Below are 12,231 nucleotides of genomic sequence, written 5' to 3'. Positions count from 1 at the left end.
CAATATGATTAAGCTGCTACTTTTATTTAAGTGCATAATAAAATTAAATTATAAAAAATATAAATAAATGTTTATTCCTATTAACAAATGTTTATTAGTGTGATAGAATTGATGTAATAAATATAAAATAATGGGGGACTAAATAATGAACAGTATAGAACAAATATTACACTCTATGGATATGCAATATCATGAAAAAAGAGCTAATATGGCAAGATTAGCAGAAGATTCTTTAGCGCCTTTAAAAATAAGCGAAGAAACAAAGTCTTATTTAGATAAAAAATATTATGTGATATGAATGAAGGCGCTAGACCATATAGACCTAGATACGTACTACCTGACTATGTAAAGTTTATAAAACAAGGTAGTGAGTACTTAGATATACAGCCACCAAAAGATTTATATGAGGCTGTTAATGCAATGTTAATACTTTATAAATATGTACCATCTATAACTGGGTATCCTGTTTATGTAGGTCAAATAGACGATGTATTAGAGCCATTTATGGATACTGTAAGTGAAAAAGAAGCTTATAATTTAATAAAAATGCTACTTATAAACATAGATAGAACCTTACCGGATGCATTTGTTCATATGAATATAGGACCAAAAGATAGCAAAGTTGGAAGACTAGTCATACAAATAGAAAGAGAACTTAGAAAAGCTATACCTAATGTTACTTTAAAGTGTAGTGAAGAAACTCCAGATGACCTTATAAAGTATGGTATAGAATCAGCTCTTGAAAATATAAAGCCATACTTTGTAAACCATAAATTAATGACTAATGATTTAGGAGAAGATTATGGTGTAGTTAGTTGTTATAACTCACTTAGAATAGGTGGTGGAGCACATACACTAACTAGATTAAATTTAAAAGCATTAGCAGAAGAAAGTAAAGATTATGAAGATTTTATGAATGTACAACTTCCAAAAGCAGTAAAATCACTATCAGAACTTACAAATGCTAGAATTAAATATTTAGTTGAAGACGTTAAGTTCTTTGAAAGTTCATTCTTAGCAAAAGAGGAGTTAATAGATTTAAATAAATTTACATCTATGCTAGCTATATATGGAACTTTTGAATGTGTTGAAATATTTACAGGAAAACAAATGGGTCATGATGAGAGAGCGAATGAGGTAGCAGAAGAAATATGCAAACGATTTGCTGAATTAGTTAGAAATGAAGATGCTCTGTATTGTGGAGGAACAAAAGGTAAGCATGGAGTCCATGCACAAGGGGGATTAGAATCGGACACAGATACAACTCCTGCGATTAGAATCAAGTATGGATGTGAACCTGATATATTTGATCATATTAATTTATCAGGAAAACTTCATAAGTATTTTGATACGGGATGTAGTGATATATATTTATTTGATGAAACTGCAAAAAATAATATAGATGGAATGCTTAGAGTTGTAAAAGGAGCTCTTGAAAATGGAATAAGAGTATTATCTATAAACAGTGATTCTTCGGAATTTATAAGAATAACTGGATACCTAGTTAAAAAGACGGATATAAATAAATTTAATGAAGGCAAAAACTTAAGAGAAGACTCAGTTGTTTTAGGTGCATTAAGTATGAAAAATGGAATCGAAGAAAGAAAGGTAAGAACTGTTTAATGAAAGCTCCTGTTAATAAAATTATAAATATGAGTTTTATAGATGGGCCTGGATGTAGGATAAGTATATTTTTGCAAGGTTGTAATATGGAGTGTATATATTGTCATAATCCAGAAACCCAAAATATTTGCTTTTCATGCAAAGAGTGTATAGATGTATGCAAGGCAGGAGCACTTACATTTGAAGGTAAAATAAAATATGATAAAAACAAATGCATAAATTGTGATGAATGTATAGGTGTGTGTAAGAAATTTGCTTCACCTAAAATTACTTATTACGATACAACTGAACTATTTAACTATATCAATAAATATAAAAACCTTATAGATGGTATTACGTTTTCTGGGGGAGAATGTACTATTTATAGTGACTTTATAGTAGAATTTGCTGATATTATTCATGAAAAAACAAATCTAAATGTTTTTGTTGATACAAATGGAAATGTAAAAGAAAAAGATGTTGACAATCTTATAGAACATGTAGATGGATTTATGTTTGACTTAAAGGCGTTTAAAGGGGATACTCATATAAATGTTACAGGAATAGAAAATAATATAGTTTTTAATAATATAAATAAATGTGCTAAAACTGAAAAACTATATGAAATAAGAACTGTATTAATCGAAAACATAAATGATGATTGGGATACATTTATAGATGAGGTTAAATATATAAAAAATTTAAATGAATATACTAAATTTAAATTAATACCATTTAGGCAATATGGAGTAAAAGGAGAACTTTCTAATTTTAGAGATTATCCGAAAGAAAAATACATGAAATACCATGAAAAAGCGAAAGAAGTATTAAAAGAGAGAATGATAAACCCTATTATTTAATATAATGAATATATATGTAAACCTAGGTAACAAATTGTTACCTAGGTTTTTTTTATGCAATAAAATAGAGTACGAAAGCCTAGAATTAGCAAAGGACATACATTTATAAAAATAGAAAACTAATTACATGAATAAATGTATGGGGGGATAACATGAAAGAAAAAGTTATAGAAAAAACTATCGAATGGGCAAAGGTTATAACCTTAGCTATATGTATGGGGCTTATAGTTACATATTTTATTGTACCTACAGTTGTGAGTGGAGAATCAATGTATCCAACTTTGAATACTAAAGATTACTTGATAATAAACAAGTTAGCATATAAAACTGGGAATCCGAATAGAGGAGACATAGTAGTATTTAAAACTGACTTGAAAAATAATGATGGAGAGAAAAAGAGTTTAGTAAAAAGAATTATAGCACTTCCAAATGATCATTTAGTAATAAAAAGTGGCCAAGTATATATAAATGATAAGCTAATAGACGAGCCGTATTTAGAAGATACTTACACAGTGGGAGATATAGATATAAAAATACCAAGTGATAGTTATTTTGCTATGGGTGATAATAGATTAGTAAGTAAAGATAGTAGAGATTCTGATGTTGGAGTTGTGAATAAAAATGAAATAGTTGGCGAAGTAAGTATGAGATTGTTTCCATTTCAAAATTTAGGACAGATAAAGTGAAAGCTATAAAATATTTGTATATTATTGTATTAGCAACTATAATACTATTAGGGGAAAAAATAGCTGAATTTAAGGATGTAGATATATATGAATATAATATTTGATAAAGTTGAGAATGATGATATAAGGCCAATTAGAGAGATTGTTTTATATGAAATTAGAAATGCAATATTTGAAGGTAAACTAAATCAAGGAGATAGACTGATTGAAAATCATATTGCTGAAAGAATGGGGGTCAGTAGAACTCCTGTAAGAGAGGCTTTAAGACAATTAGAAATAGAAGGGTTAGCAGTTAATGTACCTAGAAAGGGAACTTTAGTAAAAGGGATATCTAAAGAAGATGCAATTGAAATATATGATATAAGGGAAGTTTTAGAGGGATTAGTTTCAAGGTTGGCCTGTTTACATATAACAAGACTAGAAATTAGAAGGTTAAATGAAATAATAAGCATAATGGAAGAATCTATAAAAAATAGTAACAATAGTGAGTATATAAAGGCTCATAACGAGTATAATCAAATACTGTTAAATGCAAGCAAAAACAAAAGGTTAATAGAAAGATTAGAAACTATATACGATTATTTGAAAAGTTTGAGAAGAATAAGTTTAATGACAAATGAAAGAAGAGAAGAAGCTATAAAAGAGCATAAAGATATAGTAAAAGCTATTGAAATTGGAGATGAGGAATTGGCAGAAAAAGTTGCTAGGATTCATGTATATAATGCAAAAAAAGCATTTATAAAAGCATGTGAAATAAAAAAATAAGCATTGGATAATATTATCCAATGCTTATTTTTTACGTTAAATGAAATTACACTTAATAAAAATTTTGGATATCCTATTAAGTTATATAAATACACTAAAAAAACACAGTTGATGAAAACGATTTATTGAATGAGTGAGATTTGTATGCTACACTGAAATAAAGTATACTAAATCAGTAAATTGTATACAATTTACTGATTTAGTATAAGAACAAATAATTAAAGAGAAAGGGAGTAAAACATATGGAATTAAAGGTAACTGCTAGTGCTGGGACATTAGAGTCGAGTGATATTCAAATAATCATAGAGCCAAGCTGCAATGGGATAGAATTGAATCTTAAAAGTACAGTAATGGCACAATTTGGGGAACAAATAGAAAGTGTTATAAAAGAAACCTTAGAAAGTTTAAATATAGAAAATGCTAAAATATTTGCAAATGACAAAGGAGCAATAGATCCAGTTATAAAAAGTAGGGTACAAACAGCTGTATATAGATCAGCCAAAAATAAAGATTATAAGTACATATAAGGAGGTATTTTATGAAATTAAGACGTTCGATGTTATTTGTTCCTGGAAATAATCCTGGATTAATAAGAGATGTTCATATATATAAACCAGATTCGATTATGCTAGATTTAGAAGATGCAATAGCAATAACAGAAAAAGATTCAGCTAGGTTACTAGTATATAATATGTTAAAAGAATTAGGTGATTACTATGAAGAATTAGATATAGAAACAGTAGTAAGGATAAATGCATTAGATACAGAATTTTGGAGAGAAGACTTGGAGGCTGTTGTAAGAGCTGGAGTTGATGTGATAAGAATTCCAAAGACAGATAAAGCTGAAGATGTTTCAACTGTAGAAAATGAAGTTGAAAGAATTGAAAAGGAAATAGGAAAAGAAATAGGAAGTACTAAACTTATGGCTGCTTTAGAATCTCCTATGGCAGTATTAAATGCATATAGTATAGCGACATCATCTAAAAGGCTTATAGGAATAGCTTTAAGTGGAGAGGACTTTGTTACATGTATGAAAACTAATAGATCTATAGAAGGACATGAGCTACACGCAGCACGAGGAATGGTAGTATTAGCGGCAAGAGCGGCTGGGGTAAGTGTACATGATACGGTTTATTCAGATGTGAATAATGACGAAGGATTTATAAATGAAGCTAAATTTATTAAACAATTAGGATTTGACGGCAAGTCTTTAATTCACCCAAGACAAGTAGAATTAGTACATAAGGTATATACTCCAAGTAAAAAAGTTATAGATAAGTCATATAAAATTATAAAAGCTACAGAACAAGCTGTAGCTGAAGGTAAAGGAGTTTTTACTGTAGATGGTAAGATGGTTGATAAGCCAATAATAGAAAGAGCTCAACATGTTTTAACATTAGCTAAGGCATCTGGAATAAACATAGGAGGTGAAAAATAATGAATAATAAAAGAATAGAAGAAAGCTTATTAAAAAGTATAAAAGGGTATGAGCACAGAAAATCATATGATTCTGCATTTAAAAACCAACCGAAAGGGACAATTTTAGATTCTAGCAGTAAAAATATAAAAGACAAGGTTAAAAGAACTAAAGTTATAGATTCGTTAAAGGATGCAATAATAAAAGCTGGAGTAAAAAATGGAATGACAATATCTTTTCATCATCATTTTAGAGCGGGTGATAAGTTAGTTATGATGGTAACAGATTTATTATCTGAAATGGGGATAAAAGATATTAGGATAGCATCTAGCTCGCTTGCAAATTGCCATGGAGGTTTAGTTGAACATATAAAAAGTGGAGTTGTTAATAGGATTGAAAGTAGTGGCCTTAGAGGAAGGTTAGCAAATGAAATATCAGAAGGAATACTAGGTGAAAACCCAGCAGTCATAAGATCACATGGAGGAAGGGCTAGAGCTATAGTTGAAGGTGATTTAAAAATAGATGTTGCATTTTTAGCAGCTTCATCATCTGATTGTATGGGAAATGCAAATGGAGTTAAGGGAAAATCAATTTGTGGATCTTTAGGGTATGCTATGGTAGATGCACAGTATGCAGATAAAGTAATAGTAGTTACGGACACACTAGTTGACTACCCTAACTTTCCTCAAAGTATACCACAAACAGTAGTTGATTATGTTGTAGTGGTAGATGAAATAGGAGATTCAAAAGGGATAATGTCTGGAGCAACTAGATTTACATCTAATCCTAAAGAATTATTAATGGCAAAACGAGTATTAGATGTAATGTTGGCATCAGGATTATTTAAAGATGGCTTTTCTATGCAGACAGGGTCAGGAGGAGCTTCACTTGCTGTTACTAGATTTGTAAAAGAGGAACTAATCAAACAAGGAATTAAATGTAGTTATGCCTTAGGAGGGATAACTAAACCAATGGTAGAGTTACTTGAGGAAGGATTAGTAAAACAATTATACGATGTTCAAAGTTTTGATTTGTTTGCAGCTGAATCTGTAGGAAAAAATAAGAGACATGTAGAAGTTAGTGCTGATTTTTATGCAAATCCATTTAATAAATCAGCAGGTGTAAACAACTTAGACTTTGTTATATTAAGTGCATTAGAAATTGATACGGATTTTAATGTAAACGTTATTTCGGGATCTGATGGAGTTATAAGAGCTGCATCAGGAGGGCACAGTGATACGGCTGCAGCTGCTAAAATATCAATATTAGTAGCTCCGTTAACAAGAGGCAGAATATCAACAGTAATAGACCAAGTTACTACTGTAGTTACACCAGGATCAACTGTAGATGTTGTTGTTACAGACTATGGAGTAGCCGTTAATCCTAATCGTGATGATTTAAAAGAGAAATTTATAGAAGCTGGTATAAATGTAGTAACATTAAATGAGTTGAGAAATATAGCGATTAGATTATTAGGTACACCTAAGGAAATAGAGTTTACAGATGAAGTAATTGCAGTAATTGAATATAGAGATGGAAGCATAATTGATGTTGTTAAGAAGATAAAAAATAAACTAATAATACTTATGGATATAAATAGCCTTAGAATATATTAATATATAAAATTTGGAGGGGTTTAACTAATGACAACAGTAGATGTAAAAAATAAAAAAGAATTATCTGGAAAATCGTCATTTAAAATGTTTGGGATACCATGGCAAATGTTTGCTGTTATTACAGGAATAGTAATATTTGCAATGTTAAAAGGGAAGTTACCTGATAATTCTTTAGGAGCATTTGCATTACTTTACACTATAGGAATATTATTTGGAACTATAGGAGATAGAATCCCTATATGGAAAGAATATGTTGGAGGAGGGTCTATACTAGCTTTTCTAGGATCAGCATGGTTAGTTTATATAGGGTTTATACCAAAGAGCACTGTTGAAACTGTAAAAATGTTTATGGATACAGCAGATTTTCTAGATTTGTTTATAGCTGTATTAATAACAGGGTCTATATTAGCTGTTAATAGAAAACTTTTATTAAAGGCTTTTGCAGGTTATATACCTGCAATATTAGGTGGAGTTTTTTGTGCATTTGTATTTGGAGTATTTGGGGGAATGATATTTGGTATACCGGCTAGTAAAATAGCAACTTCTTATGTTCTTCCTATAATGGGAGGAGGAACAGGAGCTGGTGCAATTCCAATGAGCGAAATATATTCAAGTGTAACAGGAGGAGATCCAGGAAAGTTTTTATCATTTGCATTATCAATACTAACTATAGCTAATATAGTAGCCATAATAACTGCCGCAATGCTAAATAAATTTGGACAAACAAAGTTTGGAAGTAAGTTTAATGGGAAAGGTGAACTTATAAGAAATGCAGAAGACTTATCAAAACTAGATGAAAAAGTAGAAGTAAAAGTAACAGCAAGAGAGGTTGCAGCAGGACTAGTATTATCGGCTACATTTTATGTTGCGGGAAATATACTAGGAGAACTGGTTAAAATACCACAATTTACTCTATTTGGAATAGATGTTAAGATAGAAATTCATAGATTTGCATGGATGGTTCTTTTAGTTGCGGGATGCAATGTATTAAACTTTATACCTTTAGAATTAAAAGAAGGAGCAAAAAAAATTACAAGGATTTTTCTCAAAACAATTTTTATTGGTAATAATGGTTGGAGTTGGGATAGCTTTAACAGATTTAGGTGAAATAATAGCTGCATTTACAATATCTAACCTTGTAATAGCAACTTTTATAGTGATAGGAGCTATAATAGGATCTGGAGTTATTGGATGGATAGTTGGATTTTATCCAATAGAGACAGCTATAACAGCAGGACTGTGTATGGCAAACAGAGGAGGTTCAGGAGATTTAGCAGTATTAGGGGCAGCAAAGCGTATGGATTTAATTTCATTTGCACAAATTTCATCTAGATTAGGTGGAGGAATGATGCTTATAATAGCTAGTATAATGTTTGGAATATTTTTCTAAATTTCAATAATAAAAGAGTGTTGTTTTAAACAATGCTCTTTTTCCACATATAAAAATATATAATTTTAGAGGATATAGAATGAAAAAATTTTATAACAAGAGTACTGTGTTGAAAATATCTCATATATTTGAATTTGTACTAGCTTTAGTTGTAATTGGAGTTGTAATATTAGGAACAATAGATAGTTTGAGAATTATATGGGGATATTATATTGTTGATTTTAAGAATCCTGTACAATATGATCAATTAAATAATATTTTAGCTCATATATTACTTTTAGTCATAGCTATAGAATTAGTTATAATGCTTACTTTACATAAAGCAGAAGCTATATTAGAAGTTCTATTATACGCCATAGCTAGAAAAATGATACTTCTTCCTAAAAAAATTCTATTGATGATTTATTTATAGGAGTTATATCTATTTCCATATTATTTGCTATAAAAAAGTTTTTAATTAACAAAGAAAACAAATTAGAAAATAAGGAGGATGAACATGGCTAAGAAAAAAGAAAAACAACAAAGAACTTTTAAAAGAGATTAGAAGCGAAGGGATGTTTAAAGAGGCTGAAGATATAGCTAATAAAAAAGTAAAATATACTATAGCTAGTGGGAAAGACGGGGCTATAATAGCTATTACATTATTTTTATTTATGATAGGTTTCACTCTAATAAATAAAGTTTTTACTAATTAGGTTGAGAGGTGTTAAATGTATTACGATATAGAGGTTATAGATTTAAATTCTAATGCTGAATTTAAAATGGTTGAAAATTTCTTAAGTAAATTCAATTTAAAATATGAAAATGCTGATTATACAATAGTATTAAAAGATAGAAAAAATGTAATTGCAACATGTTCTAAGTTGGGGAAAATTTTAAAATGTTTTGCAATAGATCAGGATTACCAAGGAGAGGGTATTTCAAATATTTTGGTATCAAAAATAACAGAAAAGCTATTTGAAGAGGGTGTATATCATAACTTTGTATTTACAAAGCCAGAAAATACGTATTTATTTAAAAGGCTAGGTTACAGTTTGATAATAGAGACAGATAAAGTAAGTTTGCTAGAGATTGGAAATAGGAAAATAGAAGATGTTTTATCCGAGTTAATAAAAAAGTATGATATAGATACAACTAAAGAATATGCTACTTTGGTAATGAATTGCAATCCATTTACACTAGGTCATAGGTACTTAATAGAAAAAGCATCTAATGAAAATGAAAATGTTATAGTTTTTTTAGTAGAGGAAGACAAATCTCTATTTCCCTTTAACTTAAGGTTTGAATTAGTCAAAAATGGAGTTAAAGATTTAAGGAATGTATTAGTTGTAGAAAGTACTGAGTATATAATTTCAAGTACAACTTTTCCAACATATTTTTTAAAAGAAAACGATGAAAGTTTAAAAGAGTACACTAAAATTGATTGCAATATATTTGGAAAATATTTTGCTACTAAACTAAATATTAAATCTAGATATGTAGGTAGTGAAAATTCATGTATAGTAACGAAAGAATATAATTCAAGATTAAATGAAATTTTACCCAAATATGACATTGATATTAAAATCGTAGATAGGAAACAACATGCTGGACAAGATATAAGTGCATCAAATGTAAGGAAATTATTATCACAAGATAAAATAGAATCAATTAAAGAGATTGTACCTAGTGTTACATATGATCTTTTACTTAGTAGAGAAGGGGAAAAATAAGAAATGAAATTAAACGAAATAGATAGATTTTTGCTAGATAGAGAAGGGAGAGTTCAACTTCAAGAGCAATTACTTAAAGAATATAATAAATGTACATTAGTAACTGTTAGGGTTAATTATCCTGGATTAGCAAAATCAAATTTTATAACAGATAAAATACAAACTGTAATAAGCGATGAAATAAATGAAATATGTAATGAAGTTATAGTTTCAAAGGAAAAATATAAAAGTTTAGAGGGATATATAACTCATTTTTTAATTGATTTAGATTGTTTAAGTACTAAAAAATTAATGATTAACATTGAAGAAAATCATATTTTAGGTAGATGTGTTGATATAGATGTTTATAAGTTAAATGAAGGTAAAATATTTACTATCTCCCGCAGGGATTTAGGAAAAGGAAATAGGTCCTGTTTTTTATGTAAATTAGATGCGAATATTTGCGCTAGAAAACAAAGTCATAGTATAAATGAAATAAAATTGTATTTTGAAAATAAATACAATGAGTACATAAATTATTTAAAGAAAAGAGAGATTATTTCATCGAAGTTATCTAATCTAGCTTTAAAGTCTATAATTTCAGAGGTATCAACATATCCATCGTTTGGATTAGTATCTCCTATAAGTAGTGGTGCACATAATGATATGGATTATTATACTTTTTTAGATAGTGCATTCGCAATTGTACCATATTTGAAAAAAATGGCTGAGAATGGATATTCCTATGACAGTGAAGAAAATATATTCAGAAAAATAAGAGAAGTAGGGCGAAAATCAGAAGAAGAGATGTTTAAGGCCACAAAAGGAATAAATACTCATAAGGGTATGATATTTCTAATGGGAATAGTAATAGCTGGGGTATCAAAAATATATATGATAAAAAGTCTTTTGGAAATATACAAAAATTATAAAAAGCATGGTTAAAGATATATTAGATGACTTTAAAAAATTGGATAAAAAAGAAACATTAAGTCATGGAGAAAAGTTATACAAAAAATATAAATTTACAGGGATAAGGGGTCAAGTCAGTGATGGATTGGATTTTATATTTAATAAAATATTAACTGAATATAAAGAGTTAAAATTAGAATTAAAAGGAAATGATCTTTACTCACATACATTATTAATATTAATGAGTGAAGTTGAAGATAGCACTATTGTATATAGGCACGATATAGAAACATTGAAAAAAGTACACAAAGATTGTAAAAATTTATTGAACTTAGGAGGAATGATTACTGACGAGGGAAAAAAATTAGCACTTGAATTGGAACTAGAATACATAGATAGGCATATAAGTCCTGGAGGTAGTGCAGATTTGTTATCAATAGTAATTTTTTTAGATGAGGTTTACGATACATTCTATAAAATATAGGGGCTTATATAAGCCCCTATATTTCTTTTAAAACTATAGATAATGAATCTTTCAAGTGTTTTTTTATGAATTTTTCAGCTAAATCTCTATCTTTATTTACAATAGCTTCTAAAATTTTTCTGTGTTCAAAAATTGCATTTTTTCTTCTATTTTCATCGAGTATTGAAATATTTCTAAAATGATGTAAGTAATCATTTAGCTGAGATATCATTAAAGGGAGTCTATTCATTTTACTAGATTTATATATGGAATCATTAAACTCTTTAAATAAATTTTGAACTTCATCTAATTTTCCTTCAGAATTTTTTAATTCTGTTAAATCTAGTAAATTTTTTATTTGACATATTTCATTTTCAGTAATATTATCTATAGTGTTATCAATAATTAAAATTTCTAATGCCTCTCTTATTTTATAGACCTCTAAAGCATCATCTTTAGTAACGGTTTTTACAACTACTCCATACTTTGGAATATATTCAACAAGTTCTTCTGACTGTAGTTTCTTTAAAGCTTCACGTATTGGAGTTCTACTAATTTTTAGTTTATCAGCATATTCTTTTTCAATTATACGTTCACCAACTGGTATTTTACCAGTTATTATTGTTGTCCTTAAACTTTCGTAGACAACGTCTCGTAAAGGTTTATTCTGAGAAAAATTTGTATTTTTTACGATTTCATCAATCCAATTATTCATGATTTCTACCTTTCAAATTAAAATGTGAAAATGTTTTTTTATATTTTAAATTTTAACTTAAAAAAACAAAATACCAATACTTAAAAAATAAAAAAGACAAAAAACATGAAAAAA

16 protein-coding genes are annotated in these 12,231 nt (G+C 28.6%); 15 read left to right on the top strand and 1 reads right to left on the bottom strand.

The features are described from left to right. Positions 1–145: 145 nt before the first annotated feature. The 15 genes from LEQ07_RS09850 (at position 146) to LEQ07_RS09785 (ending at position 11,423) form a co-directional block, all read left to right on the top strand. The gene (locus LEQ07_RS09850; protein WP_263330493.1) at positions 146–298 is read left to right on the top strand and encodes a hypothetical protein; all 153 of its coding nucleotides are present in this window, start codon (positions 146–148) and stop codon (positions 296–298) included. Beyond that, positions 295–1,623 carry a YjjI family glycine radical enzyme gene (locus LEQ07_RS09845; RefSeq protein WP_263330492.1) on the top strand — a complete coding sequence of 443 codons (1,329 nt, stop codon included), beginning with the start codon at positions 295–297 and terminating at the stop codon, positions 1,621–1,623. Before LEQ07_RS09850 ends, LEQ07_RS09845 begins: the two co-directional genes overlap by 4 nt. Then, positions 1,623–2,462: a YjjW family glycine radical enzyme activase gene (locus LEQ07_RS09840; RefSeq protein WP_263330490.1), complete on the top strand. Its 840-nt coding sequence runs from the start codon at positions 1,623–1,625 to the stop codon at positions 2,460–2,462. The genes LEQ07_RS09845 and LEQ07_RS09840 overlap by 1 nt, the downstream gene beginning before the upstream one ends. A gap of 152 nt (positions 2,463–2,614) precedes the next feature. Then, positions 2,615–3,148: a signal peptidase I gene (gene lepB, locus LEQ07_RS09835; protein WP_263330488.1), complete on the top strand. Its 534-nt coding sequence runs from the start codon at positions 2,615–2,617 to the stop codon at positions 3,146–3,148. 87 nt (positions 3,149–3,235) lie between these two features. Further along, on the top strand, positions 3,236–3,913 hold the full coding sequence (locus tag LEQ07_RS09830; RefSeq protein ID WP_263330486.1) for a GntR family transcriptional regulator: 678 nt from the start codon (positions 3,236–3,238) through the stop codon (positions 3,911–3,913). Positions 3,914–4,155: 242 nt separating this feature from the next. Further along, a complete protein-coding gene (gene citD, locus LEQ07_RS09825; protein WP_046823609.1) occupies positions 4,156–4,440 on the top strand; it encodes a citrate lyase acyl carrier protein in 285 nt (94 codons plus the stop codon). 11 nt (positions 4,441–4,451) lie between these two features. Continuing rightward, the gene (locus tag LEQ07_RS09820; RefSeq protein ID WP_263330484.1) at positions 4,452–5,351 is read left to right on the top strand and encodes an aldolase/citrate lyase family protein; all 900 of its coding nucleotides are present in this window, start codon (positions 4,452–4,454) and stop codon (positions 5,349–5,351) included. After that, positions 5,351–6,946 carry a citrate lyase subunit alpha gene (gene citF / locus LEQ07_RS09815; RefSeq protein ID WP_263330482.1) on the top strand — a complete coding sequence of 532 codons (1,596 nt, stop codon included), beginning with the start codon at positions 5,351–5,353 and terminating at the stop codon, positions 6,944–6,946. The genes LEQ07_RS09820 and citF overlap by 1 nt, the downstream gene beginning before the upstream one ends. Positions 6,947–6,973: 27 nt before the next feature. Next, positions 6,974–8,053, top strand: coding sequence for a 2-hydroxycarboxylate transporter family protein (locus tag LEQ07_RS09810; RefSeq protein ID WP_317852057.1), 1,080 nt, complete (start codon positions 6,974–6,976; stop codon positions 8,051–8,053). Further along, entirely contained in the window at positions 8,016–8,336 is a 321-nt protein-coding gene (locus LEQ07_RS20115; RefSeq protein WP_317852056.1) for a 2-hydroxycarboxylate transporter family protein, read from the top strand. Before LEQ07_RS09810 ends, LEQ07_RS20115 begins: the two co-directional genes overlap by 38 nt. A gap of 79 nt (positions 8,337–8,415) precedes the next feature. After that, entirely contained in the window at positions 8,416–8,748 is a 333-nt protein-coding gene (locus LEQ07_RS09805; protein ID WP_263330480.1) for a phosphate-starvation-inducible PsiE family protein, read from the top strand. Positions 8,749–8,890: 142 nt separating this feature from the next. Beyond that, a complete protein-coding gene (locus LEQ07_RS09800; protein WP_263330478.1) occupies positions 8,891–9,031 on the top strand; it encodes a hypothetical protein in 141 nt (46 codons plus the stop codon). A gap of 15 nt (positions 9,032–9,046) precedes the next feature. After that, positions 9,047–10,048 carry a [citrate (pro-3S)-lyase] ligase gene (gene citC, locus LEQ07_RS09795; protein ID WP_263330476.1) on the top strand — a complete coding sequence of 334 codons (1,002 nt, stop codon included), beginning with the start codon at positions 9,047–9,049 and terminating at the stop codon, positions 10,046–10,048. 3 nt (positions 10,049–10,051) lie between these two features. Beyond that, positions 10,052–10,972: a citrate lyase holo-[acyl-carrier protein] synthase gene (citX, locus tag LEQ07_RS09790; RefSeq protein WP_263330474.1), complete on the top strand. Its 921-nt coding sequence runs from the start codon at positions 10,052–10,054 to the stop codon at positions 10,970–10,972. Continuing rightward, complete coding sequence (locus tag LEQ07_RS09785; RefSeq protein ID WP_263330472.1) at positions 10,965–11,423, top strand: triphosphoribosyl-dephospho-CoA synthase; 459 nt, start codon at positions 10,965–10,967, stop codon at positions 11,421–11,423. Before citX ends, LEQ07_RS09785 begins: the two co-directional genes overlap by 8 nt. Positions 11,424–11,439: 16 nt before the next feature. Here LEQ07_RS09785 and LEQ07_RS09780 read toward each other — a convergent pair whose 3' ends face one another. Next, positions 11,440–12,117 carry a GntR family transcriptional regulator gene (locus LEQ07_RS09780; RefSeq protein WP_046823616.1) on the bottom strand — a complete coding sequence of 226 codons (678 nt, stop codon included), beginning with the start codon at positions 12,115–12,117 and terminating at the stop codon, positions 11,440–11,442. Positions 12,118–12,231 lie beyond the last annotated feature (114 nt).

The sequence above is a fragment of the Paraclostridium sp. AKS73 genome, assembly GCF_025671395.1.
Classification (GTDB): Bacteria; Bacillota; Clostridia; order Peptostreptococcales; family Peptostreptococcaceae; genus Paraclostridium; species Paraclostridium benzoelyticum.
The sequence above is the reverse complement of the archived record's forward strand: the minus strand, read 5'-3'. Positions and strand labels throughout refer to the sequence as shown.

Bases quoted from the DNA above. Each gene is read 5' to 3' on its own strand.
- LEQ07_RS09785 (WP_263330472.1), top strand. From the start codon at position 10,965: ATGGTTAAAGATATATTAGATGACTTTAAAAAATTGGATAAAAAAGAA.
- citF (WP_263330482.1), top strand. From the start codon at position 5,351: ATGAATAATAAAAGAATAGAAGAAAGCTTATTAAAAAGTATAAAAGGG.
- citX (WP_263330474.1), top strand. From the start codon at position 10,052: ATGAAATTAAACGAAATAGATAGATTTTTGCTAGATAGAGAAGGGAGA.
- lepB (WP_263330488.1), top strand. From the start codon at position 2,615: ATGAAAGAAAAAGTTATAGAAAAAACTATCGAATGGGCAAAGGTTATA.
- LEQ07_RS09820 (WP_263330484.1), top strand. From the start codon at position 4,452: ATGAAATTAAGACGTTCGATGTTATTTGTTCCTGGAAATAATCCTGGA.
- LEQ07_RS09840 (WP_263330490.1), top strand. From the start codon at position 1,623: ATGAAAGCTCCTGTTAATAAAATTATAAATATGAGTTTTATAGATGGG.
- LEQ07_RS09800 (WP_263330478.1), top strand. From the start codon at position 8,891: ATGTTTAAAGAGGCTGAAGATATAGCTAATAAAAAAGTAAAATATACT.
- LEQ07_RS09845 (WP_263330492.1), top strand. From the start codon at position 295: ATGAATGAAGGCGCTAGACCATATAGACCTAGATACGTACTACCTGAC.
- LEQ07_RS09830 (WP_263330486.1), top strand. From the start codon at position 3,236: ATGAATATAATATTTGATAAAGTTGAGAATGATGATATAAGGCCAATT.
- LEQ07_RS09850 (WP_263330493.1), top strand. From the start codon at position 146: ATGAACAGTATAGAACAAATATTACACTCTATGGATATGCAATATCAT.
- citD (WP_046823609.1), top strand. From the start codon at position 4,156: ATGGAATTAAAGGTAACTGCTAGTGCTGGGACATTAGAGTCGAGTGAT.
- LEQ07_RS09780 (WP_046823616.1), bottom strand. From the start codon at position 12,117: ATGAATAATTGGATTGATGAAATCGTAAAAAATACAAATTTTTCTCAG.
- LEQ07_RS09810 (WP_317852057.1), top strand. From the start codon at position 6,974: ATGACAACAGTAGATGTAAAAAATAAAAAAGAATTATCTGGAAAATCG.
- LEQ07_RS20115 (WP_317852056.1), top strand. From the start codon at position 8,016: ATGGTTGGAGTTGGGATAGCTTTAACAGATTTAGGTGAAATAATAGCT.
- LEQ07_RS09805 (WP_263330480.1), top strand. From the start codon at position 8,416: ATGAAAAAATTTTATAACAAGAGTACTGTGTTGAAAATATCTCATATA.
- citC (WP_263330476.1), top strand. From the start codon at position 9,047: ATGTATTACGATATAGAGGTTATAGATTTAAATTCTAATGCTGAATTT.